A 25,437-nucleotide genomic window follows, 5' to 3' on the forward strand; every position below is an offset into this window, starting at 1 on the left:
GCTGGGGGGTTAGGCGACGGGGGCTTTGCCGAGGGCGGTTTCGGGCTGGTCGTCGCCGGCGCCCTGGCGTGCCGGGGCGTCGTTGGCGGTGCGCAGTGGGATCTCCTTGATGAACCAGGCCAGCACCGGCACCGCCACGGTGAACAGCACCGCCCACCAGAAGACGTGCGAGATGGCGTCGGCGAGGCCGCCGAGCACCAGCTCGCGGGCCTCCGCCGGCAGCTGCTTGAGCTGGGCCAGGTCCATACCGACCCCGGCCTCGCCACCGCCGCCGGTGACGGCGCCGCCGGCCGGGGAGTCGGCCAGCCGGTTGGCGAAGATCGCGCCGAACAGCGAGATGCCGAACGAGCCGCCGATCGAGCGGAAGAAGGTGGCCGCGCCGCTGGCCGCGCCGAGGTCCTTCTGCTCCACGCTGTTCTGCGCGATCAGCATCGAGGTCTGCATGAGGAAGCCCATGCCGACGCCGAGCACGACCATGTAGAGCGACGACTCCAGCTTGCTGGTGTGCACGTCGAGCAGGGTCAGCAGCGCCATGCCCGCTGCCATCACCGCACCACCGATGATCGGGTAGCTGCGGTAGCGCCCGGTCCGGGTGATCGCCCGGCCGATCAGCAACGAGACCACCAGCATGCCGAACATCAGCGGGAGCAGCAGCAACCCGGAGTTGGTCGCCGAGGCGCCCTGCACGGTCTGCTGGTACAGCGGCAGGAAGTTCATCGCGCCGAACATCGCGAAGCCGAGCAGGAAGCCGATCACCGAGATCAGCGCGAAGTTGCGGTTGGCGAAGAGACCCAGCGGCAGGATCGGCTCGGCGGCCCGCCGCTCGACCAGGCCGAAGACCACCAGCGCCAGGACGGCGAGCACGGCCAGGCCGAGGATCTGCGGCGAGGTCCAGTCGTATTCGTTGCCACCCCAGGTGGTGATCAGCACGATCGCGGTGATGCCGACCGACAGCAGGGCCGCCCCGAGCCAGTCGATCCGGTGCTCGGTGCGGTACTTCGGCAGGTGCATGGTGGTGGCGAGGACCAGCAGCGCGATGCCGCCCAGCGGCAGGTTGACGTAGAACGCCCAGCGCCAGGAGAGGTGGTCGGTGATGAAGCCGCCGACCAGCGGGCCGGCCACCATGGCGATCGCCATGATGCCGGCGATCATGCCCTGGTAGCGGCCCCGCTCCCGGGGCGGCACCAGGTCACCGATGATCGCCATCACGCCGACCATCAGGCCGCCGGCGCCGAGGCCCTGGACGGCCCGGAAGGCGATCAGCTCGACCATGCCGTCGCCCGGACCGCCGAACATCTCGGAGCCGGCCATGCCGCAGAGCGCCGAACCGACCAGGAAGATCACCACGGAGGTGAGGAAGACCGACTTGCGGCCGTAGAGGTCACCGAGCTTCCCCCAGATCGGGGTGGAGACGGTGGTGCCCAGCACGTACGCGGTGACCACCCAGGTGAAGTGGTCCAGCCCGCCGAACTCGCCCACGATCCGCGGCAGCGCGGTGCTGACGATCATGTTGTCGAGCATCGCCAGCATCATGGCGATCATCAGGCCGAAGAGCACGACCCGTACGTTGGGTCGTCGCACGGCCTGGGTGGCCTGAGTCATGGGTAAGCTCCCCCCGAGAAGTGACACACTTACTTGCCGACCGGCTAGCTACCTTACTAGCCGGACGGTAAGTTGGGTACGGCAAGCGGTCAAGCGGATTGGGGTGTGTGGGTGAGGGAGAGCACAGGCGGCACGCGGGAGCGGATCAAGGCCGTCGCACTGGAGCTCTTCACCGAGCAGGGGTACGAGAAGACCTCGCTGCGGGAGATCGCCGAGCGGCTCAACGTGACCAAGGCGGCGCTCTACTACCACTTCAAGAGCAAGGACGAGATCGTCAGCAGCTTCGTCGAGGACCGGCTGGAGCTGATGGACGAGCTGGTCGCCTGGGCCGAGGCGCAGCCCGCCACCCAGGAGACCCGGCGCGCCCTGATCGCCCGCTACGCCGACGCGATGTTCGCCAGCGAGCAGCCCTCGGTGATGCGGTTCTTCGAGCAGAACCAGACGGTGCTCAAGAGCCTCGCCGCCGGGCAGCAGATGCGCGGCCGGATGCTGAAGCTGGCCGAGGCGCTCTTCCGGGGTGACGACTCACCGTCGGCGCAGCTGCGCGCGGCGCTGTCGCTCTTCGCCGTGCACTCCAGCTGGTTCGCCGTCCGGACCCCGCACATCACCGACGAGGAGCGGCGGCGGATCGCCCTGGAGGTGGCCGACGAGCTGCTCGCCCCCATCGGCGGGCCGGCCGAACCGGCCCGGTAGCCCCTCGGGCGGGTGGGCCGTGGGCGGCTCGGTCAGCCCGGATCAGCCGGCCGGGGTGAGGTCGAGCCGCAGCCCGAGCAGCTCCACGCCGGGCACCGGCGACCAGTCCAGCTCCGGCGTCCGGACGAAGCCGCGCCGCTGGTAGAGGCGGTGGGCGGTGGCGGCGAAGCCGCTGCGGACGCAGATCACCACGGCCGAGCAGCCCAGCTCGGTGGCGCGCGCCACGCAGGCGTCGACCAGGGCCGCCCCGACGCCCCGCCCCTGGGCGGCCGGGTCCACGGCGAGCATCCGGAACTCCGCCTCGCCCGCGGCGGACAGCTCGGCGTACCGGGTGCCGGGCAGCACGAAGGTCACCGAACCGAGCGTCTCGCCGGTGGCCTCGTCCACGGCGACCAGCACCTCGCCGTGCTCCGCCCGGGTCGCCACGTCGGCCAGCGTCGCGGCGTAGCCGTGCTCCCCCTTGAGCTGCCCGTCCGCCTCGTACGCGGCCACCGTCAGCCGGGCCACCGCCGGGAAGTCGGCCGGGGTGGCCCGGCGGACCAGCAGGCCGCTCAATCGATCACCGCGATCAGGTCGCCGTCCTGCACCACGTCACCCTCGTTCACGGCGAGCTGACGCACCACGCCGTCGGACTCCGCCACGACCGGGATCTCCATCTTCATCGACTCCAGGATCACCAGGGTGTCCCCCTCGGACACGGTGTCCCCGGCGGACGCGACGACCTTCCAGACGTTCGCCACCATCTCGGCGCGGATCTCCTCGGCCATCTCCGGCCCTCCCTCTCACGGGTTACCTGCCGACGTATCCAATCATGAGCCGGGGCACCGGCGGGCGGGGAGCGGCGGGCGGGAGACGGCGGGGCGGCGGGCGGCGGGGCGTACCGCTGCCGCCCCGGGCGACGACGGCGGGTGCCCGCCGCACTAGCATCAGCAGGTCGGACCTGGCGCCGGGCGGACCGGTGCGTGCACCGGCGCCGAGGTCGTGCGCAGGCGGATCCGACCATCACGAGGAGGTCACCCATGGCGAAGAAGGCCCGGAAGAAGAAGGCCCGCAAGAAGAGCAACGCCAACCACGGCAAGCGCCCCAACTCCTGAGGCGCCCGCCGGACGGCGTCCGGCGACGAACCCCACCGGCGGATGCCGGAGACACCGGTGGCCCGGGTCGGTCTCGACCCGGGCCACCGGTTTTCGTCGTCACGCCGCGCTCAGTCGGTCAGTTCCCGCGACTCGCTGCTCTCGAAGACCACCAGCTCGGAGATCCGGACCCGGAGCCGCTCGCGCAGCTGCTCGGGTGCCGTCTCGTTGCCGCAGCACCGGGCGACCAGCGCCCTGACCTCCTGCTCGATGCCGTACTCGCGCAGGCAGGGGCCACACTCGTCGAGGTGGTAGCGGATCAGCGTGCGCCGCTCCTCGGCGCACTCGAGGTCGAGGTAGAGGTAGACCTCCTCGAGCACCTCGCGGCAGTCCGTCTCGTGCGGCTTCCCACAGCTCACGTCACACCTCCCGGCCGGCGGCAGCGGTCGAGCCCTTCGACGACGAGGCGGAGCTGAAGCCCCGCTCGGCCGCGTACTGCTCGAGCAGCTTGCGCAGGTTACGACGGCCGCGGTGCAGCCGCGACATCACCGTGCCGATCGGCGTGCCCATGATGTCGGCGACCTCCTTGTAGGAGAAGCCCTCGACGTCGGTGAGGTAGACCGCCAGGCGGAACTCCTCGGGCAACTGCTGGAGGGCCTCCTTGACGTCGCTGTCCGGCAGCCGGTCCAGCGCCTCGGTCTCGGCCGAGCGCAGCCCGCTGGAGGTGTGCGACTCGGCCTCGGCGAGCTGCCAGTCGGTGATCTCCTCGGTCGGCGCCTGGATCGGCTGGCGCTGCCGCTTGCGGTAGGAGTTGATGTAGGTGTTGGTCAGGATCCGGTAGAGCCAGGCCTTCAGGTTGGTGCCCTGCTCGAACTGGTGGAAGGCGGCGTACGCCTTCAGGTAGGTCTCCTGGACCAGGTCCTCGGCATCCGCCGGGTTGCGGGTCATCCGCAGCCCGGCAGCGTAGAGCTGATCGACGAAGGGCATCGCGTCCCGCTCGAAGCGGGCCCTGCGCTCGTCCGTCTTCTCGGTGGTCAACCGCACATCCCCTCGCGTCGGATGCTTTCCCGCCGAGGATACGCGTCCGGAGGAGGTGGCAGATCCACTTCCGTCGGGTGTGCTGGTGCTCACCACCGCACCGGCCGGCGGCACCGCCGCGGGCCAGTCCGGACCGTCCAGCAGTCGACGCACCCGCCGTGCTTCCCGGTCGTCCCGTTCCCGGGCCCGTGTCTCGGTCGGCACCGGTCACCCCCCTCGCCAGAAATGTCGTCCGGGGGGTGCAACGCGAACCGCCGGCCCGATCATTCCGGCTCCGGTCCCCGTTCCTGGTCCCGGCCCCGGTCGGGACCGGCGCTGGGACCAGGAAGGGCCTGGGAGGACCGGTGCCGCCGCCCGAACCGGGCGAACGGCACCAACCGGTGCAACGACCCGGCTCCGCCGACGGAAACGGCCCGTCCGGCGTGCCGGGCTGGTCCGGTCAGGTCCGCGCCCAGCCCCGCTCGCGCAGCCAGGCGAGCACCACGGCCGCCGTGCCGGCGGGATCGCCGCGCAGGTCGTGCCGCTCCCCGGGGCGGGTCACCACGCGCACCGCCGGCCCCGGCTCGGGCACGCCGAACGGGTCGCGGTCGCCGTTGACCACCAGCGTCGGCAGGCCGGTCGCCAGCTCCGCCGCCCGGGACCGCTCCGGCCGGCCGGGCGGGTGCAGCGGAAACGCCAGCGCCAGCACGCCGGCGGCGGCCACCGCCCGGGCGGTGCGGCAGGCTACCCGAGCGCCGCTGGACCGGCCACCCACCAGCAGCGGTACGCCCGGATGCCGGCTCCGCAGCACGGTCAGCACCGCCGTCCACGCCTCGTCGAGGTGCCCGGCCGGGGCGGGCGCGCGGCGGCCGGCGACCCGGTAGGGCTGGGTCACCCGGGACACCACCAGCCCGGCGCCCACCGCCGCGTCCCGGACCGCCAGCAGGTCCGGTGCGTCGACGCCGCCGCCGGCGCCGTGCCCGAGCACCAGCAGGGCGACCGGCGGGCCGGCGGGCAGGTCGGTGCCCACCCGGGCGGCACCCCGGGGCGTGGCGATGTCGTCGCTGGTCGGCACCGGTTCATTCTGCGCCCCGGTCCGCCCGGCGGCGGTGGCGGTGATCGGGTCGACCCCGATGGTGCCCGCCACGCTCCCCGCCCGACCCGCTCGACGGCACGACGAACGACCGACCCGTGCGGCACGGGCCGGTCGCGGTCGGGTCAGTCGGCGGTCAGCTCAGCGGCACCAGGGTGAGCAGGCGGTCCCGCACCGGCGGACCGGCCTCGTCGGCGGCGTCCGGATCGGGCTGCACCTCGGAGCGCCAGGCGACCAGCATCGCCCGCCGCTCGCGCGGGGTGGTGCCGCCCCACACCCCGTGGCAGTCCCCCACCTCCAGCGCCCAGGCCAGGCAGGAGCCCTGCACGTCACAGCTGCGGCAGAGCGCGATCGCGGCGTCCGCCGGCTCGTTCGGCGCCGGAAAGAACGTTTCCGGGTCGACGCTCTGACAGGTTCCTCTGGTCCGCCATGCCTCGTCCTGGCGCCGCTCCCGCAACGCGCGCAGCAGGCGCGGGTCTCGTCGTGCGGCGGCCACCTCGTGCGGGCGGGGCATACGTGCCCGTGTCATCCACCCACCTCCCCCGTGGGACCGGCAAGATCGATGGGCTTCGTCCACCCCGTGCGGATCGACACCCACCACCGGCGCTGTGTTGTATCGCACTTCCGGAGGCGGGGACAAGACTTTGCCGTAAAGTCGGCGGAATATTCGGGCGACGATTCGCCCGCAACACTGGCAAATCAGTCGGCGACAATGCGCGCGAATGCGCACGCGCCGCCGGGCGGCGGGACCGACCTCCGACGCCGTCAGAACAGCGTCAATTCCTCCGGCTCGGCCGCCCGCGCCAGCGGCACCCGGGCGGTCAGCTCCGGGCCGTCGTTGCGCACGTCGCCGACCGCCGGGCCCACCGGCCGGATCTCCAGCCCGCCGAGCCAGTCCAGCGGCGGCGGACTGAGCAGCGCGTCCGGCTCGCCGCCCGGGGCCAGCCAGCCGGACCACCGCTCGCGCGGCAGCAGCAGCGGCATCCGGTCGTGCACCTCGGCCAGCTCGCCGAGCGCGGCGGTGGTCAGCACGCTGCAGGTCAGCAACGGCCCGGCCGGCCCGTCCCAGACCGACCAGATGCCGGCGAAGGCGAGCACCGAGCCGTCCAGCGGGGTCATGTAGTAGGCCTGCTTGCCACCGCCCGCCGAGCGGACCCACTCGTACCAGCCGTCGGCCGGGACGAGGCAGCGGCGGCGGGCGAACGCGCCGGCGTAGGCCCGGCTGGTGGCGACGGTCTCGGACCGCGCGTTGATCATGCGGGCCGCGCCGGCCGGCGAGCGGGACCACGCCGGCACCAGCCCCCACCGGCCCACGGACAGCGCGCGGTGCCCCTCGGGGGTGACCCGGACCAGCGGCACCGGATCGGTCGGCGCCACGTTGTGGTCGGGTGCGAGCCGGCCGTCGGTGTCGTCGTACGACTCGAACAGCGCGCTCAGGTCGCCCGCGCTCCGGGTCGTCGCGTACCTCCCGCACATGCCGCACACGCTATCCCGCCGGCGGCCGCTCGGCTGTCCCGCCAACCGGGAGCTCCCGGGACGGCCGGCGCCACCGGCCGCCGGGCACGGCAGAATGTAACCGTGGGGAACCTGACCGCGACCCGGCCGCCGCAGCCGTGGACCGCACCGACCGCCTCCGACCCGGTCGCGGCCAGCGTGCGCCTGCCCGGCTCCAAGTCGATGACCGCCCGCGCCCTGGTGCTCAGCGCGCTGGCCAGCGGCCCGTCGACGCTGGCCGGGCCGCTGCGGGCCCGCGACACCGAGCTGATGGCCGGCGGGCTGCGGGCGATGGGCGCGCACATGTCGATCAGCGACGACGACCGCTGGCTGGTCCGGCCGCACCGGCTGGTCGGCCCGGCCCACGTCGACGTCGGCCTGGCCGGCACGGTGATGCGCTTCGTCCCGCCGGTGGCCGGGCTGGCCGACGGGCGGATCACCTTCGACGGCGACCCGCAGGCCCGGATCCGCCCGCTCGGGCCGCTGATCGGCGCCCTGCGCTCGCTCGGCGTACGGATCGACACCCCGGCCACCGGCAGCCTGCCGCTGACCGTGCTCGGCGCCGGCCGGGTCGCCGGCGGCGAGGTGGTCATCGACGCCTCCGCCTCCAGCCAGCTGGTCTCCGGGCTGCTGCTGGCCGCGCCGCGCTTCGACCGGGGCGTGGTGGTCCGGCACGTCGGCCCGCCGGTGCCCTCCGCGCCGCACCTGCGGATGACCGTGCAGATGCTGCGCGCCGCCGGCGCGGCGGTCGACGACACCACCCCCGACGTCTGGACGGTCGAGCCGGGCCCGCTCACCGGGCGCGGCTGGACGATCGAGCCGGATCTCTCCGGCGCTGTGCCGTTCTTCGCCGCCGCCCTGGTCACCGGCGGTGAGGTGACGCTGCAGGGCTGGCCGCGCAGCAGCGCCCAGCCGGTGGAGCGGCTGCGCGAGCTGCTCCAGCTGATGGGGGGCGAGGTGACGCTCTCCACCGCCGGGCTGACGGTGCGCGGCACCGGCGTCGTGCACGGCCTGGACGCCGACCTCTCCGACGTCAGCGAGCTGACCCCGGCGCTGGCCGCGCTGGCCATGCTGGCCGACTCGCCGTCCCGGTTCACCGGGGTGGCCCACATCCGCGGCCACGAGACCGACCGGATCGCCGCGCTGGCGCGGGAGTTCAGCGCGCTCGGCGCCGACCTCACCGAGTCCCACGACGGGCTGGAGATCCGCCCCCGCCCGCTGCGCGGCGGCGTGTTCCGCACCTACGCCGACCACCGGATGGCGCACGCCGCCGCGGTGGCCGGGCTCGCCGTGCCGGGCATCGAACTCGACGACGTGGCGTGTACCTCGAAGACCATGCCCGAGTTCCCGGCACTATGGTCAGCAATGGTGACCGGCAAGAGCTGACGCGCAGAGGGGACGGTCCTGGCGACCAGACGGCGGGAGTACGACGAGGACGACGTACGGGTCCGGCCCGGGAAGTCCTCGCGCCCGCGTACCCGCACCCGGCCCCGGCACGCCGACGCGGTGGACGGCTTCGTCATCGCTGTCGACCGGGGCCGCTACACCTGCGTGCTGCCCGACGCCGGCCCGGACGCCCCGACGATCACCGCGATGCGCGCCCGCGAGCTGGGCCGCAAGTCGGTGGTGGTCGGCGACCGGGTCGGCCTGGTCGGGGACACCTCCGGCGCGGCCGGCGCGCTGGCCCGGATCGTCCGGATCGCCGAGCGGCGCTCGGTGCTGCGCCGCACCGCGGAGGACGACGCGACCACCGCCGAGGGGCGGCTGGAGCGGGTGGTGGTGGCCAACGCCGACCAGTTGGTGATCGTCAGCGCGCTGGCCGACCCGCCGCCGCGCACCGGGTTCATCGACCGGTGCCTGGTGGCCGCGTACGACGCCGACATCGAGCCGCTGCTCTGCCTGACCAAGGCCGACCTGGCCGGCCCGGACGCGGTGCTCGGCTACTACACCGAGCTGGAGCTGCCGTACGTGCTGATCCGGCCGGACTCGGAGCTGGACGCCCTGCGCAGCCTGCTCGCCGGGCGGGTCTCGGTCATGGTGGGGCACTCCGGGGTGGGCAAGTCGACGCTGGTCAACCGGTTGGTGCCGGAGGCCGCCCGGGCGGTCGGCGAGGTCAGCGCGATCGGCCGGGGGCGGCACACCTCGACCAGCGCGGTGGCGCTGCGGCTGCCGCCGGCCGGCGACGCCGAGGGCGATCCGGGCTGGATCATCGACACCCCCGGGGTGCGCAGCTTCGGGCTGGCGCACGTCTCCGCCGACAGCCTGCTGCACGGCTTCCCCGACCTGGTCGAGGGGACCGTCGACTGCCCGGCCAACTGCCCGCACACCGCCGAGGCGCCGGACTGCGGGCTGGACGCCTGGGTCGCGGCCGGCAAGGCCGACCCACGCCGGCTGGCGTCGTACCGCCGGCTGCTGGCCTCGCGGGCCGGTGAGGGCGACCCGCGGGCCGAGCCCGAGCCGCGCGGCGAGCCGCCCGCCGGCGGTTGACGCCGGATCGGCTAGGTTGCCCCCCATGACCGGGTACGCCGACGACCTCGCCCTCGCCCACCTGCTCGCCGACGCCGCCGACGCCGTGTCGACGGCCCGGTTCCGCGCGCTCGACCTGCGGGTCGAGGCGAAGCCCGACCTGACCCCGGTCTCCGACGCGGACACCGCCGTGGAGCGGGCGATCCGGGCGCTGCTAGCCGAGCACCGCCCGGCCGACGGGCTGCTCGGTGAGGAGTACGGCGCCGCGCCGGCCACCGGCCCGGACGACCGGCAGTGGGTGGTCGACCCGATCGACGGCACCAAGAACTACATCCGCGGGGTGCCGATCTGGGCCACCCTGATCGCCCTGCTGGAGGCGGGCCGGCCGGTGGTCGGGCTGGTCTCCGCCCCGGCGCTGGGCCGCCGCTGGTGGGCGGCGCGCGGCCTGGGCGCCTACGCCGGCGCGGACGCCGCCGGCGGGACCCCGATCCGGGTCTCCGGGGTGAGCGCGCTCGCCGACGCCAGCTTCTGCTACTCGTCGCTGGACGGCTGGACGGCCAACGGGCGGCTGGACGGGATGCTCGGGATCATGCGGGACAGTTGGCGCAGCCGGGCGTACGGCGACTTCTACGGCTACGTGCTGCTCGCCGAGGGCGCGCTGGACGCGATGGTGGAGCCGGAACTGTCGCTGTGGGACGTCGCCGCGCTGGTGCCGATCGTCACCGAGGCCGGCGGCACCATCACCGACCTGCACGGCGCACCGGCCCCCGCCACCGGCAGCGACGCCGAGCAGAGCGTGGTGGCCAGCAACGGCGCGCTGCACGCCGACATCCTCGCCCGGCTCGGTCGGCCCACCGCGCGCTGACCCCGGCAAGCCTCTATCCTCGCCAGGTGTCCACCTCCGGCTGGTGCTTCCTCGCGTCGATGATCGTCGCCTACGGCATCGCCAACCTGCTCCAGTCGGTCGCCGCCGCCCGCACCACCGTGCACCACACCTTCGATCCCGGCCTGCTGCTGCGGCTGGCCGGGCACCGCACCTACCTGGTCGGGCTGCTCTGCCAGGTGGTCGGGTTCGTGCTCGCCTTCCTGGCCCGGCGCGACCTGCCGCTGTTCCTGGTCCAGGCCAGCGTGGCGGCCGGGCTCGGGGTGACCGCGCTGCTCGGCGTGCTGCTGCTCAAGTGGCGGCTACCGGCGGCCGAGGTGGTGCTGCTGGTGCTGCTCTTCGGCGGGATCACGGCGCTGGTGCTGGCCGCCCGGCCGGCACCGTCGCGGCAGCTCGGCACGGCCGGCACGGTGGCCCTGCTGGTGGCGCTCGTCGGGATCGCGGTGCTCGGCTTCTTCGCGGTGCGGCTGCACGGCGCGCCCGGTTCGGTGGCGCTCGGCTCGCTGGCCGGGCTGGCGTTCTCCGCCGCCGCCGTCGCCGCCCGGCCGCTGGCGTCCGCGCCGACCGCCGAGGCGTTCCTCGGCAACCCGCTGCTCTACCTGCTGGTCGGGCACTCGGTCGTCGGCCAGCTGCTGCTCGGCCTGGCCATGCAGCGCGGCTCCACCACGGCGGCGGTGGCGGCGATGGACGCGGCCGGGGCGGTGCCCGCGGCGATCGTCGGCCTGCTGCTGCTCAACGACAAGATCTGGCCCGGCCGGGAGTGGCTGGCCGCGGCCGGTTTCCTGGTCACCCTGGCCGCCGTCATCGGGCTGACCCGGTACGCCGAGCCGCAGCACCACCACGCGGTCGCCGGGGACCGGAAGCGGGCCATGGTCGGGGCCGCCCGGGTCGGCTGAACCGCCGCCGCCGAGGACGGAAACGGCGTCGTCAGGCCGCTTCGACCGGTTTGCGGCGGCGGACCACCCGCTCGTAGAGGCGTTCCAAAGCGCCGGCCGTCCGTTCCCAGGTGTAGCTGCACCGCACCCGGTCGACCGCGGCGTGCCCGTACGCGAACCGGCCGGCGTTGTCGGCGAGCAGCCGGCGCAGCGTCACGCCCAGCGTCCGCACGTCGCCCGGCGGCACCAGCCGGCCGGTGACCTCGTCGACCACCGCGTCGGCGATGCCGCCCATGGCGTAGCCGACCACCGGCACGCCGCAGGCCATCGCCTCCAGCGACACCCGGCCGGCGGAGGAGTAGTGCGGGGTGCAGGCCACCACGTCGGCCGAGCGGTACCAGGTGGCCATCTGGTCGTGCGGCACCGCGCCGACCAGCTTCACCTGCTCGGCCACCCCGTTCTGCTCGGCCAGCTCGCGCAGCCGGCGCGCCTCGGCGTGGTTGGCCAGCTGCTCGGCCGGCGGACCGCCGGCGATGACCAGTTCGGCGTCGCCGACCAGCCGCATGGCCCGGATCAGGTCGTCCTGGCCGTGGCCGGGCGCGAGGCCGCCGACGGAGAGGATCCGGGCCCGCTGGTCGCGCGGCGCGGCCTCCCCGTCGGGGTGGAACTGCTCGATGTCGACCCCGGCCGGCACCATCGCCACCGAGGTGCGTTGCAGGCCCATCCGGGTCAGCTCGTCGACCTCGTCGTTGCACTGGGCGACCGCGATGTCCACCGCCCGGGTCAGCGCGCGCTCCAGCGGGATCCGCTCGCCGGGGCCGCCGTACTGCTGCCCGAGGTGGCGCAGTTGCTCCACGCCGAGCGAGTGGAAGGTCTGCACCACCGGGATGTCCGTTTCGCGGACCGCGTGCGCGGCGGCCAGCCCACCGATCCAGTAGTGCCCGTGCACCACGTCCGGGGTCCACTCACCCGACCAGCGGTCGGCCAGCCAGCGGCCGAACTCGGCCACGTACGGGACCAGGTCGGCGGTGGGCAGCGCCGAGGCCGGCCCGACCGGGACGCGCTCCAGCCGGTAGCCGTGCACGTCGGCGGTTTCCGGCTGCCCGGGGTCGTCCCGGCGTTCGTACACCCGGACGTCGTGACCCCGTGCGGCCAGTTCCTCGGCGACCCGCGCGATGTGCTGGTGGGTGCCGACGGCCGGGCCCTCGGGGTGGCTGGACGGGCCGGCGTGCGCGCAGACGAGGCCGACGCGCATGGGTCACCTCCATGCGATTTTCTCCAGCGGTGGTCCTCCGGTCAGAGGGTCCCATTAACCCGGGGCTCGGGAGCCGAAACCTGGCAGATCGGGAAGAGGCCGGCGGGTAGTTGCGCGGCGACAAGTGTCGAGCCGCCCGCGCGGGCCGCTCCCGGGGTCGTGGATCCGACCCGCGTCGGTCGCATGACCCCCGGCCAGCCGGGGTACCGGCCAGGAATGCCGCTCACCCGCAGCCTCGCCGACGCCACCGTGGTGATCACCGGAGCCTCCAGCGGGATCGGCGCCGCGACCGCGTACGCCCTCGCCCGCCGGGGCACCGCCGTGGTGCTGGCCGCCCGCAGCGAGGCCGCCCTGCGCGAGGTGGCCCGCAACTGCCGCGACCTGGGTGGCCGGGCGCTGGTCGTGCCGACCGACGTGACCGACCCGGCCGCGATGGAGCGGTTGGCCGCCCGGGCGGTGGAGGAGTTCGGCCGGCTCGACGGCTGGGTCAACAACGCGGCGGTCAGCGCGGTGGGCCTGTTCGACGAGATCCCGGTGCAGGAGTTCCGCCGGGTGCTGGAGGTGAACCTGCTCGGCGCCGCGTACGGCACCCGGGCCGCGCTGCCGCACCTGACCGCGGCCGGCGGCGGCGTGCTGGTCAACAACGCCTCGGTGCTGGCCGAGGTGGCGATGCCCTACCAGTCCGCGTACAACGCCACCAAGCACGGCATCCGCGGGCTGGCCGACACGGTCCGCCAGGAGTTGCGGGTCACCGGCCGGGGCAACATCTCGATCTGCACGGTGCTGCCGGCCACCATCGACACCCCGTTCTTCCGGCACGCCGCCAACCACAGCGGGCGGGAACTGGTGCCCCCGCCACCGGTCTACCCGCCGGAGATGGTCGCCCAGACGATCGTCCGGATGCTGCGCCGGCCGCGCCGGGAGGCGTACGCCGGCGGCGCCGCGCGACTGATCGGCCTGCAGTGGCGGCTCGCCCCGGCCCTGGCCGAGCGGACGCTCGGCTGGTACGCCCACCGCACCCAGTTCGGGCCGGCGCCCCGGCTGGACACCTCCGGAAACGTCTTCGACGCGGACGCCGCGGCCCGGCGCGAGGGGGGCTGGCACGGCCGGCGGCGGCAGCTGGTGCGGATGACGGCGGCCTTCGGCCTGGCGGCCGCCGGCACCGCGGTGGGCACGGTCGCCGCGATGGCCCGACGAACCCGGACGGTCCGCTGATGGGTCCGGCCGGCCGGTCGGATGCGGGGTCCGCTCCGGGCAGGCAGAATAGGGCGATCATGCCGACCGACGTGCGTTGCCTGGTGGAGACGGACCGGTCGTCCGCCGTGATCCGGGTGACCGGGGTGCTCGACCCGGCCGGAGTCGGCCCGGTGCGCGACGCACTGCTCACCCGGCTCAGCGACCGGCCCGGGCCGGTCGTGGTGGACCTCTCCCGGTTGCGGGTGGCCGAGCCGGCGGCCGGCCGCGTCTTCGCCGAGGTCCGCCGCGAGGTGCTCGACTGGCCCGCCGCGGACCTGCTGCTCTACGACCCGTCCGGCGCGGTCGCCGGGGTGCCCGCCTGGCCGACCCTGGACGGGGCGATGGCCGCGCTGGCCGCCGCGCCGATGGCCGCCGTGCTCACCGCCGACCTGCCGCCCTCGGTCGGCGCCGCGCGGGAGGCCCGGCAACTGGTCACCGACGGCTGCCAGCGCTGGGGGGTGCCGGGGCTGGCCGAGCCGGGCTGCATCGCGGTCACCGAAATGGTCAACAACGTGGTCGCCCACGCGCACACCCCGATGACGGTCCGGCTGGCGCCCCGCGACAGCGAGCTGCACCTGGCCGTCCGGGACCACTCCGCGCGCCAGCCGGCGTACGCCGGGCTGGCCCCGCTGACCGCGACCGGTGGCCGGGGGTTGTTGCTCATCGACACGGTGGCCCGCCGCTGGGGCAGCAGCCCGGTGCCCGACGGCAAGGTCGTCTGGTGCGTGCTGCACCCGGACGACGAGGCCGCCGCCCGGGGCTGACCGCCCGGGTCGGTGCGGCCGGCCCGTCGTGGCGGGAGCGGGCGGTGTGCGGCCGGGTGTCCCCGAATCGGCCGGTTGCCCGGCCTGCGTGGCCGGTGGTGGCGGTTACGGGGGTGCCGGCAGTGGGTAGTGACCGGTCATGCGCGACGACGAGTACCCGACCCCCGTGTCCGACCCCGAGGCGGAGGGCCTGCCCGACACCGCCGACGACGACTCGACCGCCAACGACGACGTCCTGACCGGGCGCGAAGCGGACGGCCCGGAGCCGGCGCAGATTCCGGCCGACCGGGACCCGGTGGCGGTGGACCGGTTCGGGACCACCGCCGAGGAACAGCTCGACGGCGAGTCGCTCGACTACAAGCTGGCCCGGGAGTCCTTCGAACGCCCGGTCGACGACCCGCTGGCCGGCCCGATCGACCCGGACATCGCCGCCGAGGCGGACAGCCGGGAGCAGGCGGCCCAGGCGCAGCTCGACGCGGACGTGCTCGACCCGGGCCCGACCTCGGACCCGAAGTCCCCGGTCTCCATCTACGACCACGGCCAGCTCGGCAGCGTGGCCGACGCGCAGGTGGGGCGGCTGGTCGAACCGGACGAGGGGGCGCACACCGACCAGGAGACCGACTCGGTCGCCTACGACGCGGGCTCGGCCGGCGGTGGGGCCACCGCCGAGGAGTTGGCCATCCACGAGACGCGCCCGCCGCACTCGGTCTGAGTCAGTCGTCCAGCCCGCGCTCGATCGCGTACCGGGTCAGCTCGACCCGGTTGTGCAGCTGGAGCTTGCCCAGCGTGTTCTGCACGTGGTTCTGCACGGTCCGGTGCGACAGCCCGAGCCGCTCGGCGATCTGCTTGTACGACATCCCCTTGGCGACCAGGCGCAGCACCTCGGTCTCCCGGTCGGTGAGCCGGGGTGCCGCGCCGTCGCCGCCGCGCGGGCCGGTGCCCGCCGGGGTGGCCCCGCCCGGTTCGGCCGCCAGCCGCCGGTACTCCCCGAGCACCAGCCCGGCCAGGCCTGGGGTGAAGACCGGCTCGCCCGCGGCGGTGCGCCGCACGGCGTCCAGGAACTCGGCCGGCGCGGCCGACTTCACCAGGTAACCGGTGGCGCCCGCCTTCACCGCGTCCAGGACGCCCTGCGCCTCGCCGCTGGCCGAGAGCATCAGCACCCGCACCTCGGGCAGCGCCGCGCGCAGCCCCCGGATCACCTCGACGCCGGAGATGTCCGGCAGTTGCAGGTCGAGCACCACCACGTCCGGCCGGGCGGCCGCCGCGACGCGGACCGCCTGCCGTCCCTCGCCGCTGGTGGCCACCACCTGGTGGCCGGCCTCGGTCAGGTCCCGGGCGACCCCCTCGCGCCACATCGGGTGGTCGTCCACCACCATCACCCGCGCCACGTCCCGCACCCCCTGTCCACGCTCATGCCCGCGCCCGGGGCACTGTCAACTCCACCTCGGTGCCCGCGCCGGGGGTCGAGGTGATCGAAACGGTGCCGCCGAGGTCGGCGAGGCGGCCCTGGATGGACCGGGCCACCCCGAGCCGTCCCTGCGCCGCCGCCTCGGCCAACCGGCCGGCGGGGAACCCGGGCCCGGAGTCGCGGACCGACACCGTCACCGTCGCCCCCTCGTCCTCGACCAGCACCCAGGCCCGGCCGTCGGCGTGCCGCTCGACGTTGTCCAGGGCGGCGGCGGTGGCGGCGGCCAGCTCGCGGGCCACCGGCCCGGGCAGCGGCACCGGGGTGGCCGGCGCCGAGAGCGACACCGTCGCCGAGGCGTACCGGCCGAGCAGGGCGCGCAGGTCCACCGGACCGTCGTCGGAGGCGACGGGGGCCGGGCCGGCCCCGGCGATCAGCGCCCGCAGCGCCGCCTCCTGCTCGCCGGCGAGCCGGGCCAGCTCGCCGGCCTCGCCGTCCAGGTGCGCGCCACGCCGCTGCACCAGCGCCAGCACCTGGAGCACCGAGTCGTGGATGTCCCGGGCCAACCGCTCCCGTTCCCGGTTCGCGGCCTCCAGCTCGACCGCCCGCTGCAGCCGCTCCTCGGCGGTCACCGCGAGCCGGGCCACGTGCCCCACCACCACGCCGGCGAGCAGCAACAGGATGGTGCCGTTGAGCGCGGACGGGGAGACCATCCCCCGGGTGGCCAGGTCGGCGGCGCCGAGCACCAGGGCGGCCACCGCGCCCCGGCGCCGCCCACCGGAGACGGCCCAGGCCAGCACCGGCCCGCCCAGCCAGGCCACGGCCAGGGTGGTCACCCCGGCGGCGAGCGCCGCGCGCCCGACCACCCACGGGGTGACCAGCAGGATCGCCAGGACGACGCCGAGGTCGGCCAGGAGCAGCGGCCAGCCCCGCCAGCGGGGCCGGGCGTACCCGGCCGCGGTCACCCCGGTCCAGGCCGCCATCACCAGGACCACCGCGCCCGCCGCGAGGGGGTGGGCGTAGCGGTCCGCGTCGCGGAGCACCACCACGCAGACGTACGCCAGGGAGGCGACGCGGAACACCGCGACGGCCCGCCAGAGCGGGACCTCGAGACCACCGGGCGGGGACGGCACGGAGGTCACGATGCCACAGCGCGTGGGCCTGCCCGCCACCCCGGCCGGTGCGGCCGGCGGAATCCTGACGTACGGTGGAAATACCGCGAACACCTCCGAGATCCGCTGGCGGGACGGGGCCATGACGAACGCTGATCCCCCGGCACCGCGTACGGTTGTGCCCATCGAACCCTCCCTCCTGATCGCCGAAGCCTTCGGACAGGCTCAGGTGACCGAGCTACGCCACTCGGTCACCTCCTGCGCGCATGCCTGCGGACTGAGCGGGCAGCGGCTGGACGACTTCGTGCTCGCGGTCAACGAGCTGATCACCAACGCGGTCCGGCACGGCGGCGGGCGGGGCCGGCTGCGGCTGTGGCGGCAGGCCGGTCACCTGCTCTGCGAGGTCTCCGACCACGGCACCGGGATCAGCGCCCGGCGGTTGGACGACCGGACCCGGCCGGCGCCGGACACCGCCGGCGGCTGGGGCCTCTGGCTGGCCCGCGAGCTCAGCGACAGCATGGAGGTCGAGACCGGCGCCGCCGGCACGACGGTTCGGATCAGCGCGGCGGTCGGCGAGCGCGAGCACATCGGCCGGCACCGCCGCGACTGACCGCGGCGGCCGGTCGCGGCGGGGCGGTGGTGCCCCGTCCCCGGGTCGCGCCGCGTCCCGGCACCGGCCGCGGCCGCCGCACGCGCCGGCCTCCCGGCCGCGCACGGCACCGTGGGCTCAGGCGAAGAGGGCGCTGACCGACTCGCCGTCGTGGATCCGGCGCATCGCCTCGGCCAGCGCCGGCGCCACCGACAGCACCTTCAGCTTCGGCACCCGCTTCTCGGCCGGGATCGGCACCGTGTTGGTGCAGACGATCTCCAGCACCCCCTCCTGCTCGCTGAGCCGGTCGAGCGCGCCGCTGGAGAAGAGGCCGTGCGTGCAGGCCAGCCGGATGGAGCGGACCTTCAGCTCGCGCAGGTGCTCCATCAGCTCGATCACCGTGCTGCCCTTGGCGATCTCGTCGTCCAGCACGATCACGTCCCGGTCCACCACGTCGCCGATCACCGCGCTGATCGTGACCCGGTCGTCGCTGAACCGCTGCTTCGCGCCGGCCGCCACCGGGGTGCCGAGCCGCCGGGCGAAGGCCGCCGCCTCCTTGGCGTTGCCCAGGTCCGGCGAGACCACCACGGTGTTGGCCAGGTCGTACCGGCTGAAGTGCTCGGCCAGCTCGCGGAGGGCGTGCAGGTGGTCCACCGGCACGCTGAAGAAGCCGTGCACCTGCGGGGAGTGCAGGGTCATCGCCAGCACCCGGTCGGCGCCGGCCGAGGTGAGCAGGTCGGCCACCAGCCGGCCACCGATGGAGATCCGGGGCGCGTCCTTCTTGTCCGACCGGGCGTACGCGTAGTGCGGCAGCACCACGGTGATCCGGCCGGCCGAGGCGCCCCGGGCGGCGTCGATCATGAGCAGCAGCTCCACCAGGTGCTCCTGCACCGGCGGCACCAACGGCTGGATCAGGAAGACGTCGCGCTCCCGGCAGTTCGCCTGCAACTGCACCTCCAGGCAGTCGTTGGCGAACCGGGACACCCGCACCGGGTGCAGGGGCACCCCGAGGTGGGCGCAGATCTCGGCGGCGAGTTCGGGATGGGCGGTTCCGCTGAACACGGCGATGTCACGCACGTCTGCACATCGTACGGATCACCGGCGGGACCGGGGCCGGGGCCCGGCGCCGGGCGGCGTGGTGGCGCCCGGCCCGGTACGGTGCTGCCGTGACCGGAGAGTTCGTCGCCGCCATCGACCAGGGCACCACCTCGTCCCGGTGCATCGTCTTCGACCGGGCCGGGGAGATCGTCGCCGTGGCGCAGCGGGAGCACCGGCAGCTCTTCCCGCAACCGGGCTGGGTGGAGCACGACGCCGAGGAGATCTGGGACAACGTCGAGCGGGTGGTCCGGGAGGCGCTGGACGCGGCCGGCACCGACGCGACCGGGCTGGCCGCGGTCGGGATCACCAACCAGCGCGAGACCACGCTGGTCTGGGACCGGGCCACCGGCCGTCCGGTGGCCAACGCGATCGTCTGGCAGGACACCCGCACCGGCCCGCTGCTGCGCGAACTGGAGCAGGCACACGGCGAGGAGCTGTTCCGCACCCGCACCGGCCTGCCACTGGCCACCTACTTCGCCGGGCCGAAGCTGCGCTGGCTGCTCGACCACGTCGAGGGCCTGCGGGCGCGCGCCGAGGCCGGCGAGGTGCTCTTCGGCACCATGGACAGCTGGCTGATCTGGAAGCTGACCGGCCGGCACGTCACGGACGTGACCAACGCCAGCCGCACCATGCTGATGGATCTGTCCACCCTCGACTGGAGCCCGGAGCTGCTGGACGCGATGGGCGTGCCGGCCGCCATGCTGCCGCGGATCCGCAGCTCCGCCGAGGTCTACGGGGAGGCCACCGCGGTGCTCGCCGGGGTGCCGGTGGCCAGCGCGCTCGGCGACCAGCAGGCCGCGCTGTTCGGGCAGACCTGCTTCCAGCCGGGCGAGGCCAAGTGCACCTACGGCACCGGCAGCTTCCTGCTGCTCAACACCGGCGCCAGCCCGGTCGCCTCGGCGCACGGCCTGCTCACCACCGTCGCCTACCGGATCGACGGCCAACCGGCCGCGTACGCCCTGGAGGGGGCGATCGCGGTGACCGGCTCGCTGGTGCAGTGGCTGCGCGACAACCTCGGCCTGATCTCCACCGCGGCCCAGGTGGAGGAGCTGGCGGGCACCGTCGCCGACAACGGCGGCTGCTACGTGGTGCCGGCCTTCTCCGGGCTGTTCGCCCCGCACTGGCGCAGCGACGCCCGGGGCGTGATCGCCGGGCTGACCGGCTACATCACCAAGGGGCACCTGGCCCGGGCGGTGCTGGAGGCGTCCGCCTGGCAGACCCGCGAGGTGGTCGACGCGATGAACGCCGACTCCGACGTCGCGCTGCGCCGGCTGCGGGTGGACGGCGGGATGACCGCCAACGGGCTGCTCATGCAGTTCCTCGCCGACGTGCTCGACGTGCCGGTGGTGCGGTCCCGGATCACCGAGACCACCTGCCTCGGCGCCGCCTACGCGGCCGGCCTGGCGGTCGGCTTCTGGCCGGACCTGGCCACCCTGCGCGAGCAGTGGCGCTCGGACGCCCAGTGGACCCCGGCGATGGCACCGGAGCACCGCGAGCGCGAGCTGCGCAACTGGCGCAAGGCGGTCGAGCGCACGCTGAACTGGGTGGACTGACGGCGACCCGACGGTGCCGAAGGGAGACCGATGCCGACCCTGGTGCTGACGATCATGACGGTGCTCGGTCTGTCCGGGGTGACCTGTGCGGTCGTCCGGTTTCAGCGGGACCTCGACCTGCTGCGCCGGGGCGTCCGGGTGCCGGGCCAGGTGGTGGAACTGCGCCCCGTCACGTTCGGCTTCGGTCCCCGGACGTACCACCCGGTGGTGCGCTTCCGCACGGCCAACGGCCGGGAGGTGACCGCGACGCCGGGACGCTGGCGGCAGACCCCGCTGTCGGCGGCGCCGGGGCCGGTCACCGTGGTGCACGAGCCGGCCCGCCCGACCCGGATCCTGGTCGAGGCGCCGGGCGTCGGCGGCACCTCCTCGGTGGTCGTCCCCTTCGTCACGCTGCTCGGCGTCAGTGTGATCGTGCTGGTCGTCGGCGTCGCGGTCTTCCTACGCCTGAGCTAGGTCCGACGACCGCCGCCGACCCTCCATGGTGGTCGGTGGCCGGTAGGGGCTACGGTCGGCCCCGCACACGGACGGACGACACCGGAATGGGGGCACGATGACCGGGCCGAACGGGAGCGCGCCGACGGGCGACGTGATGGCGCAACTGATGGAGCGGATGCGGGAGCAACTGAACCGCGGCGAGGAGCTGCGCACCCGGCTGGCCGGCCTCACCGGGCGGGCCGAGAGCGAGGACGGGCTGGTCCGGGTCACCTGCACCGCCGAGGATCCCGCCCACGAGTTGCACATCGACCCGCGCGCGCTGCGCCTGCCGGCGGCCGAGCTGGCCGAGCTGCTCGGCGACCTGCTCCGCAAGGCTCGCGCCGACCTTCAGCGGGAGACCGGCGAGGCACTGCGCGAGCTGACCGGCCCGGCCGGGCCGGAGGCACTGGTGCACGACCCGGCGGCGGCGCAGGCCAAGCTGGCGCAGCTCAACGACCTGGTCAGCGGGCCGCTGCGGGAGAGCACCCAGATGTTGGAACGGCTGCGGCGCCAGTTGGGCGTCTGACGGGACGGCCCGGAGCGGGGTCGGCGGTCGCGCCCCGCCTCGCTCCGCGGCCGCCGGGGGAAGCGTCAGCGGGCGGGCCGAGCCCGCTTCCCGGCCGCCCGGAGGAACACGACGGCGAGCGCCACCAGGACCACCAGCAGTGCGGAGCCGACCAGCAGCGGGGCGACGAGCCAGCTCATCAGGTTCACCGTGGCCCGGGTGTCGTTACCCCAGCCGTCGACCTGCTCGCCCTCGCGTACCGAGCCGCCGCCCACCGGGCCGGCGACCACCGTGCCGTCGGAGAGCCGCCAGCTGCCGCGGCACCGCTCGGTCGCCTTCGGACCGTCGAGGTCGCAGGACTCGACCCGGATGGTCACCCGCTCGGCGCCGATCGCGTTGCGGCCCAGGCCGACCGGAAGCGCCAGGGCTACGGCGACCAGGACGACCGGCACCAGCAGCCGCTGCCAGCGCGGCCGGCGGGCCATCCGGGACACGTAGTCGTCGGGCGGCGTCGGGGCGGATCGTCCGGACGGCATGGCTCGGAGGCTACCAGCGCCGGGCACCCTCCCCCAGCCAAGATCGGGTACGCTGTCCGCGCTCTGGCAGCAACCAACATCGATCGCGCCAACGGGGGGGCCAGTGATCAAGGTGGATCCGCCGGCGATCCGGGCGCTCGGCGAGACGATCGAGCGTGAGGTCGGCCCGGCCCTGGACGCCTGCACCGACCTGCTGGCCTCGGCCCGCGCCATCACCCACAGCAACTTCACCTCGGTGGTGCCCCACCTGGCGGTCGCCTACGTCGGGGCGGTCGAGTTCGTCGAGGAGGAGCTGCGCAGCAAGCGCGAGCACCTCACCGAGATCCGGTCGCGGTTGTCCAGCACGGCGGACAACTGGGAGGCCACCGAGACCGCCAGCACCATCGCCACCCGCTGAGCCCGCCGGAGAACCCATGGCAGACCCGACCTACCCCGCGATCGCCGCCAAGACCGCGCTGCTGGAGATCTCCGTGGCCGCGGCGGTCATCCCCGCCGCCTGGCCGGTCGCCCAGATCGTCTACTTCAACCAGTGCGACCCGGAAACGATCATGCGAAAGGGCGGCGACTGGCTCTCGATCTACGATCAGCTCGGCACCGCCCGCGACAACCTCGACTCGGCCGTCGGCACGCTGACCGCCGACCAGTGGAGCGGCCGCGACCGGGACGCGTTCGGCGTGCACGTCCGCAGGTACGACGTCCAGGTCGTCGGCACCCAGGTGCTGGCCGTCACGGTGGGCGTCACCATGCTCTGCGTCGGCGCCATCCTGCTCTGCCTGGTGGTGGCGTACACGGTGGTCGCCACCATCCTCTTCGCCTTCGCCACCTTCATCGCAGCCGCCGCGGCGACCGTGGTCGGATCGCCCGCCGCGGCCTCCGCGCTGGCCACCGCGAACTCCTTCGCCGCCTCGGCGCTCGGGTTCCTGAAGGGGATCGAGGCGATGGCCGAGGCCGTGGCCACCGGCGGGGCGGCGGCGATCGCCGCGGCCGGCGCCTTCGACGTCGGGATGCAGCTGGGCACCGGGCGCACCGACGTGCTGAAGGACCTGGTCCAGGCCACCGTGGACGGGCTCGACAACGTGGCCGCCGGCTTCCTCTCCAAGTGGGAGCGGGACTTCGTCGGCTACGGCATCCACAGCAGCGGCCGGCACATCGCCGGTTCCCCGAACGGGCCCGGCTACCTGGTCTACGGCGGAATGACGCAGGTTGCGCCGGCCGGCGCGGACGCCGACGGGGACACCGTCTGGGGCACCTCGGGTGTGGTCGACAACGTCTGGTCGCGGGTCTTCGGCGGGGACGTCTGGAACCACTGAGCCCACCGGGCCCGCGGCGCCCGGCGTCCCGCCGCCACCGGCCGGCGCGCCGCGGTCAGCCCCAGCGGTTGCCGGTGAGCCGCTCGTAGACGTCGACGTAGCGGGCCCGGGTCGCCTCGACCACCTCGGCCGGCACCTCGGGAGCGGGCGCCTGCTTGTCCCAGCCGCTGTCGGTGGCCCAGTCCCGGACGTACTGCTTGTCGTAGGAGAACTGCACCCGCCCCGGCTGGTACGACTCGGCCGGCCAGAACCGGGACGAGTCCGAGGTGAGCAGCTCGTCGCCGAGCATCAGGGTGCCGTCCGCCGCCCAGCCCAGCTCGATCTTGGTGTCGGCGACCAGGATGCCCCGGTCGGCGGCGAGTTCGGCGCCCCGCCGGTAGACGTCGAGGGTGATCTGCCGCAGTCGCTCGGCGGTCTCGGTGCCCACCTTGTCCACCACCTCGGCGAAGGTGATCGGTTCGTCGTGCTCCCCCACCGGCGCCTTGGTGGACGGGGTGAAGATCGGCTCGGGCAGGATCGACGCCTCGACCAGGCCGCGCGGTAGCGGCACACCGGAGACCGCGCCGGTGCGCTGGTACTCCCGCAGGCCGCCGCCGGTCAGGTAGCCCCGGGCGACGCACTCCACCGGGACCATCTCCAGCCGCCGGCAGCGGATCGCCCGGCCGGCGAACTCGTCCGGCACGTCGGTGGCGGAGAGGACGTGGTTGGGCACCAGGTCGGAAAGCTGCTCGAACCACCACAGCGAGAGCGCGGTGAGCAGCTTGCCCTTGTCCGGGATCGGTGTCGGCAGCACCACGTCGTAGATCGAGATCCGGTCGGAGGCGACCAGGATCAGGTCGTCGCCGTCGGCGTAGACGTCCCGGACCTTGCCCGAGTGCAGAAGTTCCACGTGCCCTAGTACATCACGCGACCTGCGTACGTCCGGTCGCCGGTGCTGCCGGCGGAGGGCCGCCTCCGCCCGGCAGCCGGTGTCGGCCGGACGGCCGTTGACACCCTCCGGCGGCGCCTGCGTGAATGATCCGACCCCCGCCCGCCCGGTACCCAGGAGGCCCCGTGCCCGCCGCCCGTCCCGCCCCGCACCGTCCCGGCGCGGACCCGGGCCGGCGCCGGGTGCTCGCCGCGCTGCTGGGCGCCCCGGTCCTCGGCTTGGCCGGGTGCACCGGCGAGCAGGCCACCCCCACCGACGACGGGCCGGTCGAGCTGTCGGTGTTCTGGTGGGGCGGCGCCGCGCGGGCCGAGCGCACCGAGAAGGCGCTGCGGCTCTACTCCGAGCGGAATCCCCGGGTCACCTTCCGGGTCACCTGGCAGGGCAGCGGCGGCTACTACGACCGGCTGGCCACCCAGGCCGCCGGCGGCAACGTGCCCGACCTGTTCCAGCTCGACGACAGCGTGCTCACCGAGTACGCGCAGCGCCAGATCGTCCTCGACCTCGGCGGGTACGTCGCCGACCGGCGGCTGGACCTGAGCGCCCTGCCCCCGGGCCTGGCCCGGTACGGCGAGGTGGCCGGACGGACGGTCGGCGTCCCGGCCGGGCAGACCGCCGCCGCGCTGGTGGTCAACCGCGACCTGCTGCGCCGGCTGCGGGTGGCGGAGCCGCGCACCGGGATGAGCTGGGACCAGTACGTCGCCTGGGCGCAACAGGTCACCCGGGCCGGGGGTGGCCGGGTCGCCGGCACCACCGACCCGTCCGGCGACTACCGGGCGCTCTGGCTCTGGCTGCGGGGCCGGGGCAGTGAGTTCTACCAGGGGCGGCAGCTCGGCTTCGCCACCGACGCGCTGGTCGAGTGGTTCGCGCTGTGGGATCGGGCCCGAGCGGGCCGGGCCACGCCCAGCGCCGCCCTGGCGGAGCAGGCCGACAGCGGCGAGCCGGCCCGGCAGCTCGTGGTCACCGGGGCCACCGCCGCGTCCGTCGCCTGGTCGCACCAGCTCCCGGAACTGCAACGGCTGACCCGGGACGAGCTGGCGTTGGCCGCCCTGCCCGGGCCGCCGGCCGCGCAGTGGGCCCGGGCGTCGATGTACTGGGCGGCCTTCCGCGGCACCCGGCACCCCGCCGTGGTGGTGGACGTGCTCAACTTCCTCACCACCAACGGCGAGGCCGGCGCCGTGCTCGGGCACGACCGGGGCCTCAGCGCCAGCCTGGCCGTCCGCCGCTACACCGAGGGCGTCCTCACCGACCCGGTGGAACAGCGGGCCGCCGCCTTCGGCGCCACCCTGGCCGGCGGGCTGGGCCCGGCGCCGAGCCCGCCCCCGGCGGGACACCCCCGGGTCCGTGCGCTGCTGCTCGACGCCGCCGAGAGCGTCCGCACCGGCCGGGCCGGCAGCCAGGCCGCCGCGGCCCGGTTCCTGGCCCAGGCCAACGCCGCCCTGGCCTGACCGCCGGCATCCCGAGCAGGCCCGTGGACCC

29 protein-coding genes and 1 pseudogene are annotated in these 25,437 nt (G+C 74.7%); 16 read left to right on the forward strand and 14 right to left on the reverse strand.

Annotated features, from left to right (window positions below; translation table 11 throughout):
- Window positions 1-9: 9 nt before the first annotated feature.
- Window positions 10-1,602: an MDR family MFS transporter gene (locus tag Q3W71_RS11670; protein ID WP_302919310.1), complete on the reverse strand. Its 1,593-nt coding sequence runs from the start codon at window positions 1,600-1,602 to the stop codon at window positions 10-12.
- Between the two features lie 105 nt (window positions 1,603-1,707).
- Between Q3W71_RS11670 and Q3W71_RS11675 the strand changes: the two genes are divergently transcribed.
- Window positions 1,708-2,295 (forward strand): TetR/AcrR family transcriptional regulator, encoded by a 588-nt coding sequence (locus Q3W71_RS11675; protein ID WP_302919311.1) that lies wholly within the window; start codon window positions 1,708-1,710, stop codon window positions 2,293-2,295.
- 42 nt (window positions 2,296-2,337) lie between these two features.
- On the opposite strand, the gene Q3W71_RS11680 is transcribed toward Q3W71_RS11675, so the two are convergent.
- Window positions 2,338-2,850 carry a GNAT family N-acetyltransferase gene (locus Q3W71_RS11680; RefSeq protein ID WP_302919312.1) on the reverse strand — a complete coding sequence of 171 codons (513 nt, stop codon included), beginning with the start codon at window positions 2,848-2,850 and terminating at the stop codon, window positions 2,338-2,340.
- A complete protein-coding gene (locus Q3W71_RS11685) occupies window positions 2,847-3,062 on the reverse strand; it encodes a biotin/lipoyl-binding carrier protein (protein WP_088992101.1) in 216 nt (71 codons plus the stop codon). The genes Q3W71_RS11680 and Q3W71_RS11685 overlap by 4 nt, the downstream gene beginning before the upstream one ends.
- 195 nt (window positions 3,063-3,257) lie before the next feature.
- Here Q3W71_RS11685 and Q3W71_RS11690 point away from each other — a divergent pair, with 195 nt between their 5' ends.
- Window positions 3,258-3,389 (forward strand): hypothetical protein, encoded by a 132-nt coding sequence (locus tag Q3W71_RS11690; protein WP_302919313.1) that lies wholly within the window; start codon window positions 3,258-3,260, stop codon window positions 3,387-3,389.
- Window positions 3,390-3,499: 110 nt separating this feature from the next.
- On the opposite strand, the gene rsrA is transcribed toward Q3W71_RS11690, so the two are convergent.
- The 5 genes from rsrA to Q3W71_RS11715 form a co-directional block, all read right to left on the reverse strand.
- Window positions 3,500-3,787 carry a mycothiol system anti-sigma-R factor gene (gene rsrA / locus Q3W71_RS11695; protein WP_088992100.1) on the reverse strand — a complete coding sequence of 96 codons (288 nt, stop codon included), beginning with the start codon at window positions 3,785-3,787 and terminating at the stop codon, window positions 3,500-3,502.
- A 1-nt stretch (window position 3,788) separates the two neighbouring features.
- The gene (locus Q3W71_RS11700; protein ID WP_302919314.1) at window positions 3,789-4,610 is read right to left on the reverse strand and encodes a sigma-70 family RNA polymerase sigma factor; all 822 of its coding nucleotides are present in this window, start codon (window positions 4,608-4,610) and stop codon (window positions 3,789-3,791) included.
- Window positions 4,611-4,845: 235 nt separating this feature from the next.
- Window positions 4,846-5,460, reverse strand: a complete 615-nt coding sequence (locus Q3W71_RS11705; protein ID WP_302919680.1) for an alpha/beta family hydrolase — start codon at window positions 5,458-5,460, stop codon at window positions 4,846-4,848.
- Between the two features lie 154 nt (window positions 5,461-5,614).
- Window positions 5,615-6,007 carry a WhiB family transcriptional regulator gene (locus tag Q3W71_RS11710; RefSeq protein WP_088992097.1) on the reverse strand — a complete coding sequence of 131 codons (393 nt, stop codon included), beginning with the start codon at window positions 6,005-6,007 and terminating at the stop codon, window positions 5,615-5,617.
- 236 nt (window positions 6,008-6,243) lie between these two features.
- A complete protein-coding gene (locus Q3W71_RS11715; RefSeq protein WP_302919315.1) occupies window positions 6,244-6,954 on the reverse strand; it encodes an SOS response-associated peptidase in 711 nt (236 codons plus the stop codon).
- 102 nt (window positions 6,955-7,056) lie between these two features.
- Here Q3W71_RS11715 and aroA point away from each other — a divergent pair, with 102 nt between their 5' ends.
- From aroA to Q3W71_RS11735, 4 genes and pseudogenes are all read left to right on the forward strand, one after another.
- Window positions 7,057-8,358: a 3-phosphoshikimate 1-carboxyvinyltransferase gene (gene aroA, locus Q3W71_RS11720; RefSeq protein ID WP_302919316.1), complete on the forward strand. Its 1,302-nt coding sequence runs from the start codon at window positions 7,057-7,059 to the stop codon at window positions 8,356-8,358.
- Window positions 8,359-8,478: 120 nt separating this feature from the next.
- Entirely contained in the window at window positions 8,479-9,459 is a 981-nt protein-coding gene (gene rsgA, locus Q3W71_RS11725) for a ribosome small subunit-dependent GTPase A (protein ID WP_302919317.1), read from the forward strand.
- Window positions 9,460-9,484: 25 nt separating this feature from the next.
- Entirely contained in the window at window positions 9,485-10,303 is an 819-nt protein-coding gene (gene hisN / locus Q3W71_RS11730) for a histidinol-phosphatase (protein WP_302919318.1), read from the forward strand.
- Window positions 10,304-10,362: 59 nt separating this feature from the next.
- Window positions 10,363-11,294 (forward strand): annotated as a pseudogene (locus tag Q3W71_RS11735) (hypothetical protein).
- Here Q3W71_RS11735 and Q3W71_RS11740 read toward each other — a convergent pair.
- Window positions 11,249-12,451 (reverse strand): glycosyltransferase, encoded by a 1,203-nt coding sequence (locus Q3W71_RS11740; protein ID WP_302919319.1) that lies wholly within the window; start codon window positions 12,449-12,451, stop codon window positions 11,249-11,251. The pseudogene Q3W71_RS11735 and the gene Q3W71_RS11740 overlap by 46 nt on opposite strands.
- Window positions 12,452-12,667: 216 nt before the next feature.
- Here Q3W71_RS11740 and Q3W71_RS11745 point away from each other — a divergent pair, with 216 nt between their 5' ends.
- The 3 genes from Q3W71_RS11745 (at window position 12,668) to Q3W71_RS11755 (ending at window position 15,163) form a co-directional block, all read left to right on the forward strand.
- Window positions 12,668-13,666, forward strand: a complete 999-nt coding sequence (locus Q3W71_RS11745; protein ID WP_302919320.1) for an SDR family oxidoreductase — start codon at window positions 12,668-12,670, stop codon at window positions 13,664-13,666.
- A gap of 59 nt (window positions 13,667-13,725) precedes the next feature.
- On the forward strand, window positions 13,726-14,451 hold the full coding sequence (locus Q3W71_RS11750; RefSeq protein ID WP_302919321.1) for an ATP-binding protein: 726 nt from the start codon (window positions 13,726-13,728) through the stop codon (window positions 14,449-14,451).
- Window positions 14,452-14,590: 139 nt separating this feature from the next.
- Window positions 14,591-15,163: a DUF5709 domain-containing protein gene (locus Q3W71_RS11755; protein ID WP_302919322.1), complete on the forward strand. Its 573-nt coding sequence runs from the start codon at window positions 14,591-14,593 to the stop codon at window positions 15,161-15,163.
- A 1-nt stretch (window position 15,164) separates the two neighbouring features.
- On the opposite strand, the gene Q3W71_RS11760 is transcribed toward Q3W71_RS11755, so the two are convergent.
- Window positions 15,165-15,827 carry a response regulator transcription factor gene (locus Q3W71_RS11760; RefSeq protein WP_302919681.1) on the reverse strand — a complete coding sequence of 221 codons (663 nt, stop codon included), beginning with the start codon at window positions 15,825-15,827 and terminating at the stop codon, window positions 15,165-15,167.
- Window positions 15,828-15,861: 34 nt separating this feature from the next.
- A complete protein-coding gene (locus Q3W71_RS11765) occupies window positions 15,862-16,989 on the reverse strand; it encodes a MacS family sensor histidine kinase (protein WP_302919323.1) in 1,128 nt (375 codons plus the stop codon).
- 121 nt (window positions 16,990-17,110) lie between these two features.
- Between Q3W71_RS11765 and Q3W71_RS11770 the strand changes: the two genes are divergently transcribed.
- Window positions 17,111-17,578 (forward strand): ATP-binding protein, encoded by a 468-nt coding sequence (locus Q3W71_RS11770; RefSeq protein WP_302919682.1) that lies wholly within the window; start codon window positions 17,111-17,113, stop codon window positions 17,576-17,578.
- A 117-nt stretch (window positions 17,579-17,695) separates the two neighbouring features.
- On the opposite strand, the gene Q3W71_RS11775 is transcribed toward Q3W71_RS11770, so the two are convergent.
- Window positions 17,696-18,634 carry a ribose-phosphate pyrophosphokinase gene (locus Q3W71_RS11775; RefSeq protein WP_302919324.1) on the reverse strand — a complete coding sequence of 313 codons (939 nt, stop codon included), beginning with the start codon at window positions 18,632-18,634 and terminating at the stop codon, window positions 17,696-17,698.
- Between the two features lie 89 nt (window positions 18,635-18,723).
- On the opposite strand from Q3W71_RS11775, the gene glpK reads away from it, so the two are divergent.
- The 3 genes from glpK to Q3W71_RS11790 all read left to right on the forward strand — a co-directional run bounded on the left by glpK (window position 18,724) and on the right by Q3W71_RS11790 (window position 21,208).
- The gene (gene glpK / locus Q3W71_RS11780) at window positions 18,724-20,208 is read left to right on the forward strand and encodes a glycerol kinase GlpK (RefSeq protein ID WP_302919325.1); all 1,485 of its coding nucleotides are present in this window, start codon (window positions 18,724-18,726) and stop codon (window positions 20,206-20,208) included.
- A 30-nt stretch (window positions 20,209-20,238) separates the two neighbouring features.
- On the forward strand, window positions 20,239-20,661 hold the full coding sequence (locus tag Q3W71_RS11785; protein WP_302919326.1) for a DUF3592 domain-containing protein: 423 nt from the start codon (window positions 20,239-20,241) through the stop codon (window positions 20,659-20,661).
- Between the two features lie 97 nt (window positions 20,662-20,758).
- On the forward strand, window positions 20,759-21,208 hold the full coding sequence (locus tag Q3W71_RS11790) for a YbaB/EbfC family nucleoid-associated protein (RefSeq protein ID WP_302919327.1): 450 nt from the start codon (window positions 20,759-20,761) through the stop codon (window positions 21,206-21,208).
- A gap of 65 nt (window positions 21,209-21,273) precedes the next feature.
- Here Q3W71_RS11790 and Q3W71_RS11795 read toward each other — a convergent pair whose 3' ends face one another.
- Window positions 21,274-21,723, reverse strand: coding sequence for a hypothetical protein (locus tag Q3W71_RS11795; protein WP_302919328.1), 450 nt, complete (start codon window positions 21,721-21,723; stop codon window positions 21,274-21,276).
- Between the two features lie 103 nt (window positions 21,724-21,826).
- Here Q3W71_RS11795 and Q3W71_RS11800 point away from each other — a divergent pair, with 103 nt between their 5' ends.
- Window positions 21,827-22,120: a hypothetical protein gene (locus tag Q3W71_RS11800; RefSeq protein ID WP_302919329.1), complete on the forward strand. Its 294-nt coding sequence runs from the start codon at window positions 21,827-21,829 to the stop codon at window positions 22,118-22,120.
- Window positions 22,121-22,136: 16 nt separating this feature from the next.
- Window positions 22,137-23,033, forward strand: a complete 897-nt coding sequence (locus Q3W71_RS11805) for a hypothetical protein (RefSeq protein WP_302919330.1) — start codon at window positions 22,137-22,139, stop codon at window positions 23,031-23,033.
- Window positions 23,034-23,088: 55 nt separating this feature from the next.
- Here Q3W71_RS11805 and Q3W71_RS11810 read toward each other — a convergent pair whose 3' ends face one another.
- Window positions 23,089-23,922, reverse strand: a complete 834-nt coding sequence (locus tag Q3W71_RS11810) for a phosphoribosylaminoimidazolesuccinocarboxamide synthase (RefSeq protein WP_302919331.1) — start codon at window positions 23,920-23,922, stop codon at window positions 23,089-23,091.
- Window positions 23,923-24,086: 164 nt separating this feature from the next.
- Between Q3W71_RS11810 and Q3W71_RS11815 the strand changes: the two genes are divergently transcribed.
- Complete coding sequence (locus Q3W71_RS11815) at window positions 24,087-25,406, forward strand: ABC transporter substrate-binding protein (RefSeq protein ID WP_302919332.1); 1,320 nt, start codon at window positions 24,087-24,089, stop codon at window positions 25,404-25,406.
- The last annotated feature ends 31 nt before the right edge of the window (window positions 25,407-25,437 follow it).

It is taken from the genome of Micromonospora sp. C28SCA-DRY-2, assembly GCF_030519475.1.
GTDB lineage: Bacteria > Actinomycetota > Actinomycetes > Mycobacteriales > Micromonosporaceae > Micromonospora.

Excerpts from the sequence above, each read along its gene's own strand:
- Q3W71_RS11670 (WP_302919310.1), bottom strand. The coding sequence starts at position 1,602 with ATGACTCAGGCCACCCAGGCCGTGCGACGACCCAACGTACGGGTCGTG.
- Q3W71_RS11685 (WP_088992101.1), bottom strand. The coding sequence starts at position 3,062 with ATGGCCGAGGAGATCCGCGCCGAGATGGTGGCGAACGTCTGGAAGGTC.
- Q3W71_RS11710 (WP_088992097.1), bottom strand. The coding sequence starts at position 6,007 with ATGACACGGGCACGTATGCCCCGCCCGCACGAGGTGGCCGCCGCACGA.
- Q3W71_RS11715 (WP_302919315.1), bottom strand. The coding sequence starts at position 6,954 with ATGTGCGGGAGGTACGCGACGACCCGGAGCGCGGGCGACCTGAGCGCG.
- hisN (WP_302919318.1), top strand. The coding sequence starts at position 9,485 with ATGACCGGGTACGCCGACGACCTCGCCCTCGCCCACCTGCTCGCCGAC.
- Q3W71_RS11740 (WP_302919319.1), bottom strand. The coding sequence starts at position 12,451 with ATGCGCGTCGGCCTCGTCTGCGCGCACGCCGGCCCGTCCAGCCACCCC.
- Q3W71_RS11745 (WP_302919320.1), top strand. The coding sequence starts at position 12,668 with ATGCCGCTCACCCGCAGCCTCGCCGACGCCACCGTGGTGATCACCGGA.
- Q3W71_RS11750 (WP_302919321.1), top strand. The coding sequence starts at position 13,726 with ATGCCGACCGACGTGCGTTGCCTGGTGGAGACGGACCGGTCGTCCGCC.
- Q3W71_RS11755 (WP_302919322.1), top strand. The coding sequence starts at position 14,591 with ATGCGCGACGACGAGTACCCGACCCCCGTGTCCGACCCCGAGGCGGAG.
- Q3W71_RS11760 (WP_302919681.1), bottom strand. The coding sequence starts at position 15,827 with ATGGTGGTGGACGACCACCCGATGTGGCGCGAGGGGGTCGCCCGGGAC.
- Q3W71_RS11770 (WP_302919682.1), top strand. The coding sequence starts at position 17,111 with ATGACGAACGCTGATCCCCCGGCACCGCGTACGGTTGTGCCCATCGAA.
- Q3W71_RS11785 (WP_302919326.1), top strand. The coding sequence starts at position 20,239 with ATGCCGACCCTGGTGCTGACGATCATGACGGTGCTCGGTCTGTCCGGG.
- Q3W71_RS11790 (WP_302919327.1), top strand. The coding sequence starts at position 20,759 with ATGACCGGGCCGAACGGGAGCGCGCCGACGGGCGACGTGATGGCGCAA.
- Q3W71_RS11795 (WP_302919328.1), bottom strand. The coding sequence starts at position 21,723 with ATGCCGTCCGGACGATCCGCCCCGACGCCGCCCGACGACTACGTGTCC.
- Q3W71_RS11805 (WP_302919330.1), top strand. The coding sequence starts at position 22,137 with ATGGCAGACCCGACCTACCCCGCGATCGCCGCCAAGACCGCGCTGCTG.